Source organism: Streptomyces sp. NPDC006711 (genome assembly GCF_042869775.1).
Classification (GTDB): domain Bacteria; phylum Actinomycetota; class Actinomycetes; order Streptomycetales; family Streptomycetaceae; genus Streptomyces.
On the sequence record NZ_JBIAGO010000006.1, the window covers coordinates 271389 to 288609 of the forward strand.

Consider the following 17221-nt stretch of genomic DNA (forward strand, 5'->3'; position numbering starts at 1 on the left):
CGCTGCTTTCCATGAGGGAACCGTCCCCGGAGTACCCCACGCCCCCCGCGTCACCGCCCGCGTCCGGCGCCGCCGAGCAGCCGGTCGAGATCTGGAGCGGCCGGGCCACCAACCGCGTCCAGTGGCTCCTCGCGGCCGGCGGCGTGGCATGCATCGCGCTCGGTGTCGAGCTGGCCGTCGACTCGACCTGGACCTCGGGCATCGCCCCGCTGGTGATGTCCGTCGTCGGCTGTCTGGCCGCCGGGATTCTCGTGCTCTTCGGCACCCTCGCCTTCGTGCATGTGGCGGTCCGGGTCGAGGGCGACTGCCTGGAGGTGCGCTGCGGCCACATCGGGCTGCCCCGCCGCACCATCCGCCTCGACCACGTGGTCGGCGCCGACTTCGTCCCCCGGGTGACCCCGCGCCAGTGGGGCGGCTGGGGCTACCGCTGGCGGCCCGAGATCGGCACCGCCGTCGTCGTACGGCGCGGTGAGGGCGTGGCGCTCAAGCTCGGCGACGGCCGCGTGTTCACCGTCACCGTCGACGACGCCGAAGCGGCCGTGCGGGTCATCCGCGACCGGCTGCGCCTGCGCGGCACGGGCAAGGCCGCCGGGGTCTGAGGTCCACCGGTCGCACCGCCCGAAAGGGCGGGCGTTCCAACGGCGCTCCCGAGCACACAGCCACCCGCCGTAGACTCCGCCGGGTGAGCACCACCGAAACCTCCACCACCACGCAGGACCCGGCCCGGCCCGGGCCCGCCGCCGAAGCCCCGCGCTCGCGGCGGATCCTGAACCGGCTCCTGCGGCCCGCCGTGGCCGCGCTCGGCGGGGTGCTCCTGTACCTGAGCTTCCCGCCGAGGCCCCTGTGGTGGCTCGCGCTGCCCGCGTTCGCCGTCCTCGGCTGGGTCCTGCGCGGCCGGAGCTGGAAGGCGGGCCTCGGCCTCGGCTACCTCTTCGGCCTCGGTTTCCTGCTGCCGCTCCTGGTGTGGACGGGTGTGGAGGTGGGCCCCGGGCCCTGGCTCGGGCTCGCCGCGATCGAGGCCCTGTTCATCGGCGTGGCCGGCGCGGGCACCGCCCTGGTCTCCCGGCTTCCCCTGTGGCCCGTGTGGGCCGCCGCCCTGTGGACGGCGGCCGAGGCGGCCCGCGCCCGCGCCCCCTTCGGCGGTTTCCCCTGGGGCAAGGTGGCCTTCGGGCAGGCCGACGGCACCTTCCTGCCGCTCGCGGCCCTCGGCGGCACCCCCGTCCTTGGCTTCGCCGTGGCGCTGTGCGGATACGGGCTGTACGCATGCGTCCGCCAGGTGGCGCGCGCGCGGCGTACGGGAGGCGTCCGCAAGGGTGCCGCGGCGGCCGCGCTGCTCACCGTCGTCGTACCCGTGGCCGCTTCCTTCGGCGCCCGTGGCCTGGTCAGCGACGCCGCCGAGGACGGCACCGCGACCGTCGCCGTGATCCAGGGCAATGTGCCGCGCCTCGGTCTCGACTTCAACTCCCAGCGCCGCGCCGTGCTCGACTACCACGTACGCGAGACGCTGCGGCTGGCCGCCCAGGTCAAGGCGGGAAAGCAGCCCAAGCCGGACTTCGTCCTGTGGCCGGAGAACTCCTCCGACGTCGACCCCTTCGTGGACGACGACGCGCGCGCCGTCATCGACGGGGCGGCCAAGACCATCGGCGCGCCGATCTCGGTCGGCGCGGTGGTCGGCGGCTACGGCACGAAGCTCTACAACGAGCAGGTCCAGTGGGACCCGAAGCAGGGGCCCGTCGCCACGTACGACAAGCGGCAGATCCAGCCGTTCGGCGAGTACATCCCGCTGCGCGGCCTCATCTCCACCTTCGCCCCCGGCTACACCTCGATGGTCCGCCAGGACTTCGACCGGGGGACCAAGCCGGGCCTGTTCACCATGGCCGGCACCAAGGTCGGCATCGCCACCTGTTACGAGACCGCCTTCGACTGGGCGGTGCGCGACACCGTCACGGCGGGCGCCCAGCTGATCTCCGTACCCAGCAACAACGCCACCTTCGACCGCAGCGAGATGACCTACCAGCAGCTCGCCATGTCCCGGGTGCGGGCGGTCGAGCACAGCAGGACCGTCACCGTCCCGGTCACCAGCGGCGTCAGTGCCGTGATCATGCCCGACGGCAAGGTCGTCCAGAAGACCGCGCTGTTCACCCCGGCCTCGCTGGTCGCCAAGGTGCCGCTGCGCTCGTCGCGGACGCCCGCGACCCGGCTGGGCACGCTGCCGGAGTGGGCGCTGGTCGCGGTGGGCGCCGCGGGCCTGGCGTGGGCGATCACGCGGAACGTACGCCGAAGCCGCGCGGGCCGGGGCTGATCCGACGTCCCCGGCGGGCCGTTAGGGTCGAGGCCATGGCAACCCCTGACTTCATCCGGGACATCCGGACCACCGCCGGACACCAGCTGCTGCTGCTGCCGGGCGTGAGCGCGATCGTCTTCGACGACGAGGGCCGGGTCCTGCTCGGCCGGCGCGCCGACACCGGCGAGTGGTCGGTGATCGGCGGCATCTGCGAGCCGGGCGAGGAGCCCGCCGACACGGCGGTGCGCGAGGTGCACGAGGAGACCGGCGTACGGTGCGTCGCCGAGCGGGTGGTCCTCGTGGAGGCGGCGCCCACCCCCGTCGTCTACCCCAACGGCGACGTGTGCCAGTTCATGGACATCACCTTCCGCTGCCGCGCGACCGGCGGCGAGGCCCGCGTCAACGACGACGAGTCCATCGACGTCGCCTGGTTCGCCATGGACGCCCTGCCCGGCGGGCTCGGCGAGTTCGCGCTGTTCCGCATCAAGCAGGCCCAGGCGGACGGACCCGCCTGGTTCAAGCCGAGCGCCACCCTGTGAGACGGCTGATGTGCCCCCTCAGGCGCAGGAGAACACCCAACTCCCGCAGCTGAAAAGGGAGTTGCGCGATCCGGGTGGACGACCGGCCGATGCGCTGTACGGTGACGACGGCGGTGCGGGAGATGGTGCCAAATCACCTGCTCCGCCCCGGTTTTGCGTATCGGCCGAAGGGAACCACGTGAGCACTCACCCCGAATCCGTCGAGACCACCGAAGAGTTCAGCGTCAAGCATTTCTCGGACACCGAGGGACCCCTCCTGTACAAGGATGTCGCGGTCTTCGGGACGGTCCACAAGACCCGGCGGCAGTTCCACATCGGTACGGGCGGCAGGCTCTACGTCGTCTCGCCGGACCACGCGCTCAAGTGCTGGGTGCAGAAGCCCGGCGGCGGCGACGCGGGCGTCCAGCACATCTTCGGCGTCGTGGCCGACGAGGAGGCCGGTGGCTACAGCGCTCTGCGCGCGGAGGGCGCCGGCGACTGGGAGTACTCCTACGGAGGCGACCTCGCCACGCCGCAGGGCGCGATCGCGGCGATCTCCAAGAGCGGGGCCTTCGGATCGATCGTCTGGGGCGCCCCGTACTGCACGGCCGGCTGGGTGGCCTCCCTGATGCCGACCCTCAGCTCACTGGGCACGATCGCGACGCCCGGCGGATCCCTGGTCATCGGCCAGAACGTACACGCGCCGACCGTGATGGGCAGCGCGTGGCTCAAGGGCGTCGACGCGGGCGACTGCCGTCAGGAGGACTTCCCGCAGGAGTGGAAGGCGGGGGTCACGGCGACGCTGTGCCCGCGCGCCACGGGCCATCAGGACCTGACGAACATCGCGACCCTGTGCGGCATCCTGAAGAAGGCCGGGTTCAAGCCCGTGCGCAAGGCCGACCTCGCGGCCCGGATCCGGTACATCCTCACCAACTTCCCCGAGCACCGGAAGACGTTGCTCTCGCTGCCCAACATCCAGGCGTACTACGGCAAGCTCTTCTGACCGCCGAGGCCGCTGACCGCTGACGCCGCTGACCGCCGCCGCGGGCTGCCCCGGTGGCGCCGGGGGCCGCGACGCTCGCCGCTCATCGAGGACGGGCTCCTCGATGAGCGGCGCCCGGCGTCGGCCGGGGCCCGCCGTCGCTCCGGCGGGCCGGGCCTACTTCAGGTGCCGGCCGTAGAACCGGTCACCGTCCTCCGCCTCGAACGCAGGGGTGCCGAGGTGGCCGCCCAGGTTGGCGTGGAGCGTCTTCTCCTTGCTGCCGAAGGCGTCGAACAGCTCCAGGGCCCGCCGGCGCGGGTTGCCCTCGTCGTCCCACTGCACAAGCAGCAGCAGCGGAATGGTGACCTGCCGGGCCTCCTCGCGCTGGGCGCGGGGCACATACCCCCCGGCGAAGAAACCGGCGGCCGCGATGCGCGGATCGCTCGCCGCGAGGCGGATGCCGAGGGCCGCCCACCCCGCGTATCCGACCGGGCCGCCGATCTCGGGCAGCGCGAGGAGGGCGTCCAGGGCCGTCCGCCACTCCGGGGCTGCCTCTTCGACCAGCGGGCCGATGAAGGACTCGAAGATCTCCTCGACCGGCTCACCGGCCCGCATCGCCCGGCGCAGCTCAGCACGGGCCTGATCGGCCTCGGCGGGACGCGGCCGGTCACCGCAGCCGGAGGCGTCGATGGAGGCCACCGCGTAGCCTTGCGCGGCGGTGCGCCTGGCCCGGGCCACCAGGCGGGGTTCGCTCTTGGGCAGCCCGTTGTTGTGGGCCATCAGAATCAGCGGGAGCGGCGCGGCGGACACGGGCGTCCACAGGGTGCCGGGGATCTCGCCGAGGGTGAATTCGCGTTCGGTGACGCCGTCTTCGAGGCGTCGTTCAGAAACGACGTGCATGGTCGTGCCTTTCGGGAGGGCTCAGAGCGGCGCTCCCGGACGACCTATCGTCCAGCCGTGACCCCGGAGGGGAGCACCCATGTCGATACTGCGTTCACGGGTACCACCTCCTCGTTCTCTCGCACGGCCTCCGGAAAGGTAGCAGGGGGTGCCGGGGGGGGCGCCAACGAATATCGAACGTGGTGACGGCGGCGACGGCGGTGAACGCGGCGACGCGGGCCGTGCGCCAAGCCCCCGTCCCGCGCGGGGGCCTGCGGGGGCTCGCGAGGCGCATGAGGATTCCCGCATAAAGCTTCTATAAACAGAGGTGTCGAGAGTGCGTGGGCGCACAATCGCGGGGCATCCGGTGCCTTGGAGGTTGATAACTATGGTTCCCCTGCTTCTCGTTCTTCTGCTGGCCCTGATCCTTTTCGGCGCGGGATTCGCGCTGAAGGCGCTGTGGTGGATCGCGGTGATCGTGCTGGTCGTATGGCTGGTGGGATTCATCGCCCGTCCCAAGGGAGGTAGCGGCCGCTGGTATCGCTGGTAGCCGCACGACGTAAGCGTCTTCCGACGCGGGTGCCCCATGCCGCAAGAACGCGGTGTGGGGCTTCTGCGCGTGGCGGCGCGAAACCGCAGGACCGCCCGCACAGAGGGCGAGGGAAATTCGGGCCGGGGGTCCAATGCGGCCGAATTCACGGGGGAGGGGGACGACTGTTTGTACGCGCACATGTGCCCGTGGGGCCGGAAGGCGTACCCGCCTATAGTGGCCGCTGTTTCGCCGGTTCGGTGCCGAGGGAGGCCGCACATGGCCAGTGCGTTTCAGGTGCGCAAGCTCCAGGGGATGTTCACCGCGTTCGACGCGGACGGCGACGGTTGTCTGCGCGCGGAGGATTTCACCGCGCTGGTCGCCCGGTGGCGTCGGCTGCCGGCCGTCCGTCCCGGCACGGACCTGGACGCACGCGTGGAATCCCTGATGATGGGCTGGTGGGCGACGCTCCTCGAAGCCGGCGACCGCCGAGGTGACGGCTCGGTCGACATGGGTGAATTCCTGGACGTCGTGGACCGGTTGCCCACCATGGCGGCGGAGGTCACCGCGACGGCGCGGACCCTGTTCGACGCCGTGGACGCCGACGGCGACGGCCGCATCTCGCCCGAGGAACACCGCACGCTGGTGGAGACCTGGAACGGCCGGCCCGTGGACACGACGGGCCTGTTCGAACTCCTGGATCCGAACGCCGACGGTCATCTCACCCGCGAAGAATTCGCGTCGCTGTGGCAGCAGTTCTGGAGGAGCGACGACCCGACAGACCCCGGCAACTGGCTCTGCGGCCGCATTCCCGCCGCCTGAGCGGCGCGACGGGGGCGGGACGGGAGTTGTCCAGAGTTCCGTACGCGGACGCGTCCACGTAACAGGCGTACGCGGGCCGTCAGTTGAGGCACGCGCGCGCCTCGTGACCAGCCGACACCGAGCCGCCCCACCCAGCCGGTCCGGCGGGGCTCGTTTATGCTTCGCTCGCCGGGGGTGGAACGGCGTCGACGAGGGGGAGTTCCGTGAGTGGTGACCAAACTGGTGTGGTGCTCTACTGGCGGCCCCTGTGCACCTTCTGCATGAAGCTCCGTTTCCAGTTGCTCTTCAGCCGGCTGTGCTACACCAAGGTGAACATCTGGCGTGACCCAGAGGGAGCCGCGTTCGTCCGGTCGGTGGCGGGCGGGAACGAGACCGTGCCCACGGTGACCGTGGCCGGGCGCCCCCTGGTGAACCCGTCGAAGAAGGAACTGCTGCGCGCGGTCGCAGCCCACGCCCCGGGCTCGATGACCTCGCGCGCCTGATCAACCCGGGTGTGACGCCCCAGCGCGTACGGACAGCGTGGTGTCCGATTCGCGCCAGCGACGGCCCGGCGCGACCCGCAAGGTGGATGTAGTCGCCGCCTGAGCAGGCGGGAGGCGCGCTGCCGAGGCGGCGTCCGGCGCCGTGCCGCGAGGAGGTCACACCATGAACGACACCACCCGTTCCGCACTCCGCGACCGCGTGGTCGCCCAGGACTGGAACGCCCTGGCCGGTGAGCTCGACGAACACGGCCACGCGCTGACGGGGCGGCTCCTCACGCCGGACGAGTGCCAGGAGACCGCCGCGCTCTACGACCGGCCCGAGCGATTCCGTACCACCGTCGACATGGCCCGCCATCGTTTCGGCTCCGGCCAGTACCGCTACCTCACCCATGAACTCCCGCCGCTCGTCGTCGAGTTGCGCGCCGCCTTCTATCCCGGCCTGCTGCCCGTCGCCCGTGACTGGGCCGCGCGGCTCGGCAGGCCGGCGCCCTGGCCCGACCGGCTCGACGACTGGCTGACGATGTGCCACGAGGCGGGCCAGGACCGGTCCGCCCAGATTCTGCTGCGGTACGGGCCGGGTGACTGGAACGCGCTGCACCGGGACGTGTTCGGCGACATGCTGTTCCCGCTCCAGGTCGTCATCGGCCTGGACGCGCCGGGCGCCGACTACAGCGGTGGCGAGTTCCTGATGACCGAGCAGCGCCCGCGCGCCCAGAGCCGTGGCTCGGCCACGGTCCTGCCCCAGGGGCACGGCCTGGTCTTCACCACCCGGGACCGGCCCGTCGCGAGCCGACGAGGCTGGTCGGCGGCCCCGATGCGGCACGGCGTGAGCACCGTACGCTCCGGACAACGCCGCACCCTCGGCCTGGTCTTCCACGACGCCACGTGACGCGCCCTCCCGGGCCGCAGCCCGCTGACGAGGTGCCGACGAGTCAGTGGGTCCGTGCTTCGGCGATGACGCGGGTTCGGGCCTGTTCGATCTCGTTGATGTGGGTTTCCGTCCATTGCCGGAGCGCGGCGATGGGTTCAGCCAGGCTCCGTCCGAGCGTGGTGAGGTCGTACTCGACACGTGGCGGGATGGTCGGGTGCACCGTACGGGTGACGAAGCCGTCTGCTTCAAGACTGCGCAGGGTCTGGGTGAGCATCTTCTGTGAGACGCCTTCGATACGTCGGCTCAAGTCGGTGTAGCGCATGGTGCCTTGCAGCAGGGCGTCGACGACCAGGATCGTCCATTTGCCGGCGATGTGCTCGAGGACCTGGCGCGTCGGGCATTTCGCGGAGTAGGCGTCGGCGGGCAGCCCGGAGGAATCCACCACAGTCTTCATGGTGGGAGAGTAACGCACAAAAAGGTGCCCTCTTCTGATCGGAGAGTGACTCTCCCATAGTAAGTGGCATGACGAACCGGACACTCTCCGTCGCGGACGCGATCCGCACCCGCCGCACCGTGCGCCACTACCGGCCTGATCCGATTCCCGAGGCCGTCCTCTCCGCGCTGCTTGAGCTCGCCGTCGAAGCACCTACCAGTTGGAACCTCCAGGACCGGTCGATCGTCGTCGTGACCGGCGACGAGGGACGTGAAGGGCTCGTCTGGGCCACCGGCGGACAGCCGCAACCGCAGGAAGCTCCCGTGGTCCTGGTCTTCGTCGCTGAGCCACAGTCCTGGCGCGATGACCACAGCGACATCTACGACCAGGCCCGGCGGGCCGGGGCATGGAGCGACGACTTCATCACCATGTTCTCCGCGGCATCGACAGCCTTCCAGGAGGACCTTGGCCAGCGCGGCCTGCTCCGCGAATACGCGGTCAAGGACGCGATGATCGCCGCCTCGTTCGTGATGCTCGCCGCCACCGAGATGGGCCTGGCCACCTCGCCGATGAACGGCTGGGACGAGGACAAGGTGAAGAAGGTGATCGGGATCGACGGCCGCGATGACCTGGCCATCGCCTTGCTCGTGTCCGTCGGCTACCCGGCGGAGGAACGGCTCCATCCCGGCCGGCGCACCCTGGAGCACACCGTCTTCTACGAACGGCACACCGCACAACACAGCGCCGCTCACCAGGAGTAGGCACGTGCCCCGTCCGCCCCGGGAGCGGGCACGCGGGGCGTCCAGGATCGTCCAGTGCGGACCGGCCTGGACGCGGTCGCGCAGGCACTGCTCGGCTTCACCTCCGAAGCGCGCTGGATCGTCGACTCGACACCGGTCTGGCGCAACCACAAGACCAGCGCCCCGACCATGCGGTCGCTGATCGCATTCGGCCACTCAGCACATCGGCTCAGTCGTCTAGGCCTTGCCCTGCTGCTGGATGCGGATCATGTTGCCTGAGGGGTCGCGGAAGGCGCAGTCGCGGGGGCCCCAGGGCTGGTCGATGGGCTCTTGCAGCACCTCGGCGCCCGAGGTGCGTACCTTCTCGAAGGTCTTGTCGAGGTCGTCCGTCCGGAAGACGAGCGTCGGCAGGACGCCCTTGGTGAGCAGTTCCTGAAGGGCGTCGCCGTCCGCCTGGGACCGGCCCGCGTGCGGCTGCGACAGGACGATCTCGAGGCCGGGCTGGCTCTCGCTGCCGAGCGTGACCCAGCGGTGGCCGCCCGAGGCCACGTCGTTGCGGACGTCGAGGCCGAGCGCGTCACGGTAGAAGCCGAGCGATTCGTCCGGGTCATTGACGGTGACATGGCAGTACTGGAGTGCGATGGTCATGCCGTCAACGTTAGGCGCCGGGTTTCTTGCCCGCTTCTCCAGTTCTGCTCGCCGGGCCGCGCGCGGGGCGGGTGCGCACCATGGCCACGCACGCGGGCATCGCGGCCACGGCCTCGTGCTCCCGGCCGCGGTACGCGCTCGGCGTCTCGCCCACGATCTCGGTGAACCGGGAGCTGAACGACCCCAGCGACGTACAGCCGACCGCCATGCACGCGTCCGTCACGCTCATTCCCCCACGCAGCAGCGCCATGGCCCGCTCGATCCGGCGGGTCATGAGGTAGCTGTAGGGGGTCTCGCCGTACGTCGCGCGGAACCGCCGCGAGAAGTGGGCCGGCGACATGAGCGCGTGCCGCGCCATGGTCGGTACGTCGAGCGGCTTGGCGTACTCCCGGTCGATGAGGTCCCGCGCTCGGCGCAGGTGCGCGAGATTGGCGAGCTCTTCCGGGGTCATGTCACGACGCTACCACCGGGCCACCGGGCCACCGGGCCACCGGGCCGTCGGGTCGGGCGGGGAGCGGTCCGGGGGCAGGTGAGCGGCGACCCCTGGACCCCGCCCCCGGGCCTTGGCCCCCGGGCCTTGGCCCCCGGGCCTTGGCCCCCGGGCCTTGGCCCCCGGGCCCTGGCCCCCGGGCCCTGGCCCCCGGGCCCTGGCCCCCAGGCCTTGGCACCCTTCGCCCCCGGCCCGGGGCGGGGCTCAGTGCGGCCTCGGCACCCCGGCCCCGGCACCCCGGACCCTCCGCCCCCGGCCCATGGCGGGGCTCAGTGCTGGAGGGTGTCGGGGAGCGGTGAGTCGGACGCCTCGCGTTGGTGGGGGAGGCGCGCGGGGCCTGGCGGGGCCTGGCGCAGGGAGACCTCCCGGGCCGGCGCGGGGATCGAGATCCCCTCGGCCCGGTACCGCCGGTGGAGGCGTTTGATGAACTCGTGCTTGATCCGGTACTGGTCGCTGAACTCCCCGACCCCGAGGATCACCGAGAAGTTGACCCGGGAGTCCGCGAACGTGTGGAAGCGGACGGCGGCCTCGTGCCCGGGCAGCGCGCCCGTGATGTCCGTCATCACGCTGTCGACGACGTCCAGGGTCACCCGCTCCACGTGCTCCAGATCGCACTCGTAGCCGACCCCCACCTGCACCACGATCGTCAACTCCTGTTCGGGGCGCGTGTAGTTGGTCATGTTGGTGCGGGCGAGCCGGGCATTGGGGATGATCACGAGGTTGTTCGACAGATTGCGCACCACGGTGTTGCGCCAGTTGATGTCGACGACATACCCCTCCTCACCGCCGCTGAGCCGGATGTAGTCACCGGGCTGGACGGTCTTCGAGGCGAGGATGTGCACACCCGCGAAGAGGTTGGCGAGGGTGTCCTGGAGCGCGAGCGCCACCGCGAGGCCGCCGACCCCGAGCGCGGTGAGCAGGGGAGCTATTGAGACGCCGACGGTTTCGAGCGCGACCAGGGCGCCCATCGCGACGACCACGACGCGGGTGATGTTGACGAAGATCGTCGCCGAGCCGGCCACGCCGGTCCGGGACTGCGCGAGGGACTGTACGAGCCCGGCGACGACCCGGGCCACGGTGAAGGTGGTGATCAGGATGATCAGGGCGGACAGGGTGTGGTTGACGATCCCCGCCACCCGTGCGGTCAGCGGCAGCGCCGAGGCGGCGGCCGCGGCGCCGGCGATCGCGGCCGCCCAGGGCGCGACGGTGCGCAGGGCGTCGACAATGATGTCGTCCCCCCGCCACCGCGTCCTGAGCGCGTGCTTTCCCAGCCACTTCAGCAGGACGCGCAGCAGCAGCCCGGCCGCGACGCCCGCGGCCAGCGCTATGCAGGCCGCCACCCAGTCGTGCAGGACAACGCCTCGGTTCAACGCACACCCTCCGGGCGGCGGGGCAGCGAAGGGCGGGAGCGGGGCGCCGTCGAGGGCCCCGTGTGATGTGTCGTCACCTTGTCACCTGTCAGATCGTCGTGCCTGGCGCCCCGTTCGAAGAGCCGCCCCGCGAACGGGCTGCCATCCTGCCCCATGGGGCGCGGCCTCCCCGCAGCCGGTCCCGGCTCCTCGCACGGGCCGCCTGGCCCCCGCCGGCCCCGTACCGCTGGAGGTATCAAAGGGGGGATGCGACGGTATACGTACGAGTAGGGAGCCCGTTCGGCTCCCGAGCGGCGGTCCGTGCCCGTCCAGGCACCGGTGCACCCGGCCGGTTCCCCGTCCGCGACCCGGCCCCGGCCCCCGACCGGTCGCATGAACGATCACGCGAGGAGTGAGTCCATGAGCGAGAGGTGCGACGGAATCGTTCAGTACTTCGACCGTGAGAAGGGTTACGGCTTCGTCGTGCCGTTCGGGCAGCACGACGCCATCCACGTGCGCCGCGAGGACATCGAGGGCGAGACGCAGACGCTGTCCGAGGGGCAGCAGGTCTCCTTCGTGATCGAACTCGGAGTGGGCCGCTTCGAGGCGCGTGCCGTACGTCCCTGAGGGTCGGGACCCGGCGGCAGCGGCCGCGCGGCCGCCCGGAGGGCGCCCCGGGGCCGGGGTCCCGTCATGAGCCCGGACGATCAGGAGATATCTTGATGTCGAGCAATGTTGCAGACGTGGAGCGGAGCACCCGGTGACTGACTCGACCATCATCTACACCCACACTGACGAGGCGCCCGCCCTGGCGACGCATTCGTTCCTGCCCGTGATCCAGGCGTACGCCTCGACCGCGGGCGTCACTGTGGAGACCCGTGACATCTCCCTGGCGGGGCGCATCATCGCGAGCTTCCCCGAATTCCTCGAGGAGAGCCAGCGGATCGACGACGCGCTCGCCGAGCTCGGTGAGCTGGCCAAGACGCCCGGCGCGAACATCATCAAGCTGCCGAACGTGTCGGCCTCCATCCCCCAGCTCAAGGCGGCCGTCGCCGAGCTTCAGTGCCAGGGCTACGCCCTCCCGGACTACCCGGACGACCCGAAGAGCGACCAGGACAGGGACGTCCGCGCGCGCTACGACAAGATCAAGGGCAGCGCCGTCAACCCGGTCCTGCGCGAGGGCAACTCCGACCGCCGCGCCCCCGCGTCGGTCAAGAACTACGCCAAGGCCCACCCGCACCGCATGGGCAAGTGGACCGCCGACTCCAAGACGAACGTCGCCACCATGGGCGTGGACGACTTCCGGTCCACCGAGAAGTCCGCGGTCATCGCCGCCGACGACACGCTGCGCATCGAGCTGGTGGCCGACAACGGCACCACCACCGTGCTGCGCGAGTCCGTACCGGTCCTCGCCGGTGAGGTCGTCGACGCCTCCGTGCTGCGCGTGGCCGTGCTGCGCGAATTCCTCACGGAGCAGATCGCCCGCGCCAAGGCCGAGGGCGTGCTCTTCTCCGTGCACCTGAAGGCCACGATGATGAAGGTCTCCGACCCGATCATCTTCGGCCACGTGGTGCGCGCCTTCTTCCCCAAGACGTTCGCGAAGTACGGCCAGGTGTTCGCCGCCGCGGGTCTGACCCCGAACGACGGCCTCGGCGGCATCTACAAGGGCCTGGAGTCGCTGCCCGAGGGCGCCGAGATCAAGGCGTCCTTCGACGCCGAGCTCGCCGAGGGCCCGGAGCTCGCCATGGTCGACTCCGACCGCGGCATCACCAACCTGCACGTCCCCTCCGACGTCATCGTCGACGCCTCCATGCCGGCCATGATCCGTACCTCGGGCCACATGTGGAACCGCGAGGGCGCCGAGGCCGACACCCTGGCCGTGCTGCCCGACAGCAGCTACGCCGGTGTCTACCAGGCCGTGATCGAGGACTGCCGGGCCAACGGCGCCTACGACCCCTCGACCATGGGCTCCGTGCCGAACGTCGGCCTCATGGCGCAGAAGGCCGAGGAGTACGGCTCGCACGACAAGACCTTCGAGATCCCGGCCACCGGCACGGTGCGCCTGGTGGACGCCGCGGGCAACGTGGTCCTGGAGCAGGCGGTCGCCGAGGGCGACATCTTCCGCGCCTGCCAGACCAAGGACGCCCCGATCAAGGACTGGGTCAAGCTCGCCGTCACGCGCGCCCGCGCCACCGGCGACCCGGCCGTCTTCTGGCTGGACGAGGGCCGCGCCCACGACGCTGAGCTCATCGCGAAGGTCAAGCAGTACCTGGGCGAGCACGACACCGAGGGCCTTGACATCCAGATCCTCAACCCGGTCGACGCGACCAAGCTGTCCGTGGAGCGCATCCGCCGCGGCGAGAACACCATCTCCGTCACCGGCAACGTGCTGCGCGACTACCTGACCGACCTCTTCCCGATCCTGGAGCTGGGCACCAGCGCCAAGATGCTCTCGGTGGTCCCGCTGATGAACGGCGGCGGCCTCTTCGAGACGGGCGCCGGCGGCTCCGCGCCCAAGCACGTCCAGCAGCTGGTCAAGGAGAACTACCTGCGCTGGGACAGCCTGGGCGAATTCCTCGCGCTCGCGGTCAGCTTCGAGCACCTGGCGACCACCACGGGCAACGCGCGCGCCCAGATCCTCGCCGACACCCTGGACCGCGCCACGGGCACCTTCCTCAACGAGGACAAGTCGCCCAGCCGCAAGCTGGGCGGCATCGACAACCGCGGCAGCCACTTCTACCTGGCCCTGTACTGGGCGCAGGAGCTGGCCAAGCAGACCGAGGACGCGCAGCTCGCCGAGGCGTTCTCGGCGCTGGCCAAGACGCTGACCGAGCAGGAGTCGGTCATCGTCGACGAGCTCATCGCGGTACAGGGCTCGCCGGTCGAGATCGGCGGCTACTACCAGCCCGACGCCGCCAAGGCGACCGAGGTCATGCGCCCTTCGGCCACCTTCAACCAGGCCATCGCCTCCCTCGCCTGACGGCAACTCCCCTGGGAAATCGCCCAGTTGAGCGGACCGCCGCCCCGACCGGACCTCCTCCGGCCGGGGCGGCGGCGTACACCGGGGCCTGAAAACGCCCCACCGCCGGCCGAAACCGCCCCCCCGTCGGACGTCGCCCGTCAGCACGTAAGAGGACACGGAAACACCGCTCCCGGCGCACAGCGCGTGTGAGCTGAGTCCCTGCCGGATCCACAGCGCCCACGGGCCACTTATCCTGAGCCACCCGGTCGTACCCGGTGTCCTGGCCGCACAACCTGTCCTTGGAGTCCGCCTTGAGGGTAAATCTCCGTTCCCGAGTCACCATGTGGCTCGGGCGCACCTACCTTGCCAGGATCCAGAAGCGTGGTATCGGTCCCGGCACGATCTCGCTGCTGCCCGACGCGCTGCTCATGCCGCTGCGCCGGGACGGTCTCGACCCGGTCCCCGAACTGACCGTGAGACAGGCCGACGAGCCCGTCACCAAGGTCGCGCTGCCGTTCGGGATGGACGCCTGGGTGGTGACCGGCCATGACGCCGTCAAGGCCGTCCTCGGCTCCGCCGACGGGTTCAGCAACGACTTCACCCACCTCGCGGGCAACGCGGGCGTCGTCGAGGAGCAGCATCCCGGCGGGCTCGGATTCAGCGATCCGCCGGTGCACACCCGGCTGCGCCGCATCCTGACGCCCGAGTTCACCATGCGCAGGCTGCGCCGCCTGACCCCGCGCATCGACGCCCTCGTCGAGGAACGGCTCGACATGATGGAGGCGGCGGACGGCGTCGTCGACCTGGTCGAGGCGTTCGCGCTGCCCATACCCTCGCTGACCATATGCGAGCTCCTTGGCGTGCCCTACGAGGACCGGCACGACTTCCAGCAGCTCGCCATGGAACGCTTCGACCTGTTCGCCGGGGCGACCGCGCCGCTCGGCGCCATGTCCGCGTCGCTGTCGTATTTCCGAGACGTGGTCAAGAAGCAGCGCGAGAACCCGGGCGACGGCCTGATCGGCATGATCGTCAAGGAGCACGGCGACAGCGTCGGCGACGACGAACTCGCGGGGCTCGCCGACGGCGTCCTGACCGGCGGGTTCGAGACCACCGCCAGCATGCTGGCGCTCGGCTCGCTGGTCCTGCTCCAGGACCCCGACGCCTTCGCGCGCATAGCCCACGACGAGGCGGCGGCCGCGACCTTCGTCGAGGAGGCGCTGCGCTACCTCACCGTCGTCCAGCTCGCCTTCCCGCGCTTCGCCCGCGAGGACGTCGAGGTCGCGGGCGTACGCATACCCAAGGGCGACATGGTGCTCTGCTCGCTCAGCGCCGCCAACCGCGACGCCGCCTTCACCGAGGACGGCGGCCGCTTCGACCCGCACCGCAGGGCGAGCGGCCATCTCGCCTTCGGCTACGGCATCCACCGCTGCATCGGCGCCGAACTGGCCCGCATGGAACTGCGCGCCGCCTTCCCCGCCCTGGTCCGCCGCTTCCCGAACATGCGCCTGGCGGTACCCGCGCAGGACCTCGCCTTCCGCAAGCTGTCGATCGTGTACGGAATCGAGTCGCTGCCGGTACGCCCGCGCGGCTGACCAGGACCGCCCGGGCCGTGACCCGGGCGGCGCGAACCCCGCACGTCCTGACCGGTCAGCTCACGGTGAGCGCGGTGTCGTCGAGGACGAACGACGTCTGGAGCTTGGAGCCCTCGGTGGCGGTGAACTTGAGCGTCACCGTCTGCCCCGCGTAGGCGCCGAGGTCGAAGGCGCGCGGCGCGTAGCCGCTCGCCGCGTCCAGGTTGGAGTACGTGGCGAGGGTGGCAAGGACCGATCCGCTCGCGTTCACGACCTGGACCTTGAGCGTGTCGTAGGCCGTGGTGCCGGTCGTCTCGGCGGTGTCGGTGTGCAGCTGGAAGCCGAACTGGGCGGCGCAGCCCGAGGGGATCGTCACCGTCTGGGCGAGGGTGTCGGTGTGCGCGGTCCCCTTACCGCCGAGCCAGGCCTTGTAGGCGCCGGTGCGCGCGGGCTCGCCCGCGCTGGTGTTGATGATCCCGCTGCTCGCCGTCCAGCCCGAACTCCCCGATTCGAAGCCCGGGTTGGCGAGCAGCTGCGCCGGGGCGCACGGCGTGGTGCCACCGCCTCCGCTGCCGCCGGCCGCGCCGGACAGCCAGGCGGTGGCGTTCAGGGCGAGAGCCGCGTCGGTGCCGGCCGGGTCGTCCCAGCCGTCGTACAGCGTGTTGCCCGACTGGCCGGTGCCGTCGTCGATGGGCGAGCTGTCGCCCCAGAAGGCGACGCGGCCGCTGCCGAAGGTGCTGGTGGCGAAGAACGCCCCGGTGGTGCCGGAGGAACCGGTGCGGTACACCTCGCCCTTGGCGGCGGGGTTGTCGGCGGGCTTGAGCGTCACCGTGGTCCCGTTGCGGATGATGCTGCCCGTCACCTTGCCGAACGAGCCGTTGAGGACCGGGTCGGCGGTGTCGTCGATGGCGCGCGGGTTGTCGTTGGCGATGTTGAGCGAGTCCACCGAGAACCCGAACGGGTCGGTGCTGTCGACGCTGTTGTTGGACATCAGGTCGTTGATGACCTTCACCGCGTCCGCGCCGTCGTTGTTGCGGTCCGAGCCGGTGTGGTCGGAGATCAGGAAGAGTCCGCCGCCGTTCTGCACGAACCGCATCACCGCGGTCTTCTCGGCCGCGCTCAGCAGGACGTTGGGCTCGGGCATGACGAAGGTGTCGAAGTTCTTCAGGTCGAGCGGGGAGGACGTGCCGTAGGTGATGGTGTTGCCCGACGGCAGCGTCTTGAGGGCGTAGTCGCCGGTCTTCTGGAGCGCCACGCCCCACGAGGACAGGGCGCCGGTCCAGTCCTTCTCGGTGGCGGGGGACGGGTTCTGGCCCAGCGGATCCGGCTGGCTCGTACTGATGATCCAGTCGGCGTTGCCCGCGGTCTCCGCCTTGGAGTTGTCGAACAGCACCCGGTGCTGGGCGGTGACGGCGGCGTGGGCCGCCGTGGCGTGCGGGGTGGTGTGCGGGGTGGCGGCCTGGGCGGCCGTGCCACCGGCGACGACGAGCGCGCCCAGTGCGGTCAGGGCGCCTGCGGTCCGTCGGCGCGAGCGGCCGGAACGTATGGCTCCGAGCATCCTGCGTACCTCCATGGAGGGTGGGGGAGAGGTGGTGGGGACACCAAGTCTGCGCGCGTAGAACGTCGTTGTGCGGACACTCGCACGGCGCGCGATTGAACCG

General features: G+C 70.9%; 19 protein-coding genes. 13 read left to right on the forward strand and 6 right to left on the reverse strand.

The genetic code is table 11. The annotated features are described in order from the left end of the window. Positions 1–11 precede the first annotated feature (11 nt). From ACFYM2_RS15815 to ACFYM2_RS15830, 4 genes are all read left to right on the forward strand, one after another. On the forward strand, positions 12–599 hold the full coding sequence (locus ACFYM2_RS15815) for a hypothetical protein (RefSeq protein ID WP_350228996.1): 588 nt from the start codon (positions 12–14) through the stop codon (positions 597–599). 83 nt (positions 600–682) lie between these two features. Beyond that, positions 683–2302 (forward strand): apolipoprotein N-acyltransferase, encoded by a 1620-nt coding sequence (gene lnt / locus ACFYM2_RS15820; RefSeq protein ID WP_388836587.1) that lies wholly within the window; start codon positions 683–685, stop codon positions 2300–2302. Between the two features lie 35 nt (positions 2303–2337). Continuing rightward, positions 2338–2823: an NUDIX domain-containing protein gene (locus tag ACFYM2_RS15825; RefSeq protein WP_388456828.1), complete on the forward strand. Its 486-nt coding sequence runs from the start codon at positions 2338–2340 to the stop codon at positions 2821–2823. A 178-nt stretch (positions 2824–3001) separates the two neighbouring features. Continuing rightward, positions 3002–3805 (forward strand): hypothetical protein, encoded by an 804-nt coding sequence (locus ACFYM2_RS15830; RefSeq protein ID WP_358995773.1) that lies wholly within the window; start codon positions 3002–3004, stop codon positions 3803–3805. Between the two features lie 156 nt (positions 3806–3961). Here the strand turns inward: ACFYM2_RS15830 and ACFYM2_RS15835 are convergent, their stop codons facing one another. After that, positions 3962–4684 (reverse strand): alpha/beta hydrolase, encoded by a 723-nt coding sequence (locus tag ACFYM2_RS15835; protein ID WP_358995776.1) that lies wholly within the window; start codon positions 4682–4684, stop codon positions 3962–3964. A 367-nt stretch (positions 4685–5051) separates the two neighbouring features. Here ACFYM2_RS15835 and ACFYM2_RS15840 point away from each other — a divergent pair, with 367 nt between their 5' ends. The 4 genes from ACFYM2_RS15840 (at position 5052) to ACFYM2_RS15855 (ending at position 7385) form a co-directional block, all read left to right on the forward strand. Continuing rightward, complete coding sequence (locus ACFYM2_RS15840) at positions 5052–5213, forward strand: hydrophobic protein (protein ID WP_161252934.1); 162 nt, start codon at positions 5052–5054, stop codon at positions 5211–5213. Between the two features lie 258 nt (positions 5214–5471). Then, positions 5472–6014, forward strand: a complete 543-nt coding sequence (locus ACFYM2_RS15845; RefSeq protein ID WP_388836590.1) for an EF-hand domain-containing protein — start codon at positions 5472–5474, stop codon at positions 6012–6014. 203 nt (positions 6015–6217) lie between these two features. Beyond that, positions 6218–6496 carry a glutaredoxin domain-containing protein gene (locus tag ACFYM2_RS15850; protein WP_388836593.1) on the forward strand — a complete coding sequence of 93 codons (279 nt, stop codon included), beginning with the start codon at positions 6218–6220 and terminating at the stop codon, positions 6494–6496. A gap of 163 nt (positions 6497–6659) precedes the next feature. Further along, positions 6660–7385, forward strand: coding sequence for a 2OG-Fe(II) oxygenase (locus ACFYM2_RS15855; RefSeq protein WP_388836595.1), 726 nt, complete (start codon positions 6660–6662; stop codon positions 7383–7385). 43 nt (positions 7386–7428) lie between these two features. On the opposite strand, the gene ACFYM2_RS15860 is transcribed toward ACFYM2_RS15855, so the two are convergent. Further along, positions 7429–7821, reverse strand: coding sequence for a winged helix-turn-helix transcriptional regulator (locus ACFYM2_RS15860; protein ID WP_388836598.1), 393 nt, complete (start codon positions 7819–7821; stop codon positions 7429–7431). 68 nt (positions 7822–7889) lie between these two features. Between ACFYM2_RS15860 and ACFYM2_RS15865 the strand changes: the two genes are divergently transcribed. Together ACFYM2_RS15865 and ACFYM2_RS15870 are read left to right on the forward strand one after the other, a co-directional pair. After that, on the forward strand, positions 7890–8561 hold the full coding sequence (locus ACFYM2_RS15865) for a nitroreductase family protein (RefSeq protein WP_388836601.1): 672 nt from the start codon (positions 7890–7892) through the stop codon (positions 8559–8561). A 54-nt stretch (positions 8562–8615) separates the two neighbouring features. Beyond that, positions 8616–8819 (forward strand): hypothetical protein, encoded by a 204-nt coding sequence (locus tag ACFYM2_RS15870; protein WP_388836604.1) that lies wholly within the window; start codon positions 8616–8618, stop codon positions 8817–8819. Here ACFYM2_RS15870 and ACFYM2_RS15875 read toward each other — a convergent pair. From ACFYM2_RS15875 to ACFYM2_RS15885, 3 genes are all read right to left on the reverse strand, one after another. Further along, positions 8778–9188: a VOC family protein gene (locus tag ACFYM2_RS15875; protein ID WP_388456818.1), complete on the reverse strand. Its 411-nt coding sequence runs from the start codon at positions 9186–9188 to the stop codon at positions 8778–8780. The two genes, ACFYM2_RS15870 and ACFYM2_RS15875, sit on opposite strands and share 42 nt — an antisense overlap. 10 nt (positions 9189–9198) lie before the next feature. Next, positions 9199–9639, reverse strand: coding sequence for a helix-turn-helix transcriptional regulator (locus ACFYM2_RS15880; RefSeq protein ID WP_350228985.1), 441 nt, complete (start codon positions 9637–9639; stop codon positions 9199–9201). 308 nt (positions 9640–9947) lie between these two features. Next, positions 9948–11048 (reverse strand): mechanosensitive ion channel family protein, encoded by a 1101-nt coding sequence (locus tag ACFYM2_RS15885; RefSeq protein ID WP_358995801.1) that lies wholly within the window; start codon positions 11046–11048, stop codon positions 9948–9950. A gap of 399 nt (positions 11049–11447) precedes the next feature. Here ACFYM2_RS15885 and ACFYM2_RS15890 point away from each other — a divergent pair, with 399 nt between their 5' ends. The 3 genes from ACFYM2_RS15890 (at position 11448) to ACFYM2_RS15900 (ending at position 15581) form a co-directional block, all read left to right on the forward strand. Beyond that, positions 11448–11654 carry a cold shock domain-containing protein gene (locus tag ACFYM2_RS15890; protein ID WP_350228983.1) on the forward strand — a complete coding sequence of 69 codons (207 nt, stop codon included), beginning with the start codon at positions 11448–11450 and terminating at the stop codon, positions 11652–11654. Positions 11655–11787: 133 nt separating this feature from the next. Next, complete coding sequence (locus ACFYM2_RS15895) at positions 11788–14007, forward strand: NADP-dependent isocitrate dehydrogenase (protein WP_388836607.1); 2220 nt, start codon at positions 11788–11790, stop codon at positions 14005–14007. A 323-nt stretch (positions 14008–14330) separates the two neighbouring features. Further along, a complete protein-coding gene (locus ACFYM2_RS15900) occupies positions 14331–15581 on the forward strand; it encodes a cytochrome P450 (RefSeq protein ID WP_358996031.1) in 1251 nt (416 codons plus the stop codon). Positions 15582–15636: 55 nt separating this feature from the next. On the opposite strand, the gene ACFYM2_RS15905 is transcribed toward ACFYM2_RS15900, so the two are convergent. Continuing rightward, on the reverse strand, positions 15637–17118 hold the full coding sequence (locus tag ACFYM2_RS15905; protein ID WP_388836610.1) for a hydrolase: 1482 nt from the start codon (positions 17116–17118) through the stop codon (positions 15637–15639). Positions 17119–17221: the final 103 nt, after the last annotated feature.

Coding starts and splice junctions, on each gene's coding strand:
- ACFYM2_RS15815 (WP_350228996.1), top strand. CDS start 12: ATGAGGGAACCGTCCCCGGAGTACCCCACGCCCCCCGCGTCACCGCCC.
- ACFYM2_RS15825 (WP_388456828.1), top strand. CDS start 2,338: ATGGCAACCCCTGACTTCATCCGGGACATCCGGACCACCGCCGGACAC.
- ACFYM2_RS15835 (WP_358995776.1), bottom strand. CDS start 4,684: ATGCACGTCGTTTCTGAACGACGCCTCGAAGACGGCGTCACCGAACGC.
- ACFYM2_RS15840 (WP_161252934.1), top strand. CDS start 5,052: ATGGTTCCCCTGCTTCTCGTTCTTCTGCTGGCCCTGATCCTTTTCGGC.
- ACFYM2_RS15845 (WP_388836590.1), top strand. CDS start 5,472: ATGGCCAGTGCGTTTCAGGTGCGCAAGCTCCAGGGGATGTTCACCGCG.
- ACFYM2_RS15855 (WP_388836595.1), top strand. CDS start 6,660: ATGAACGACACCACCCGTTCCGCACTCCGCGACCGCGTGGTCGCCCAG.
- ACFYM2_RS15860 (WP_388836598.1), bottom strand. CDS start 7,821: ATGAAGACTGTGGTGGATTCCTCCGGGCTGCCCGCCGACGCCTACTCC.
- ACFYM2_RS15865 (WP_388836601.1), top strand. CDS start 7,890: ATGACGAACCGGACACTCTCCGTCGCGGACGCGATCCGCACCCGCCGC.
- ACFYM2_RS15875 (WP_388456818.1), bottom strand. CDS start 9,188: ATGACCATCGCACTCCAGTACTGCCATGTCACCGTCAATGACCCGGAC.
- ACFYM2_RS15880 (WP_350228985.1), bottom strand. CDS start 9,639: ATGACCCCGGAAGAGCTCGCCAATCTCGCGCACCTGCGCCGAGCGCGG.
- ACFYM2_RS15890 (WP_350228983.1), top strand. CDS start 11,448: ATGAGCGAGAGGTGCGACGGAATCGTTCAGTACTTCGACCGTGAGAAG.
- ACFYM2_RS15900 (WP_358996031.1), top strand. CDS start 14,331: ATGTGGCTCGGGCGCACCTACCTTGCCAGGATCCAGAAGCGTGGTATC.
- ACFYM2_RS15905 (WP_388836610.1), bottom strand. CDS start 17,118: ATGCTCGGAGCCATACGTTCCGGCCGCTCGCGCCGACGGACCGCAGGC.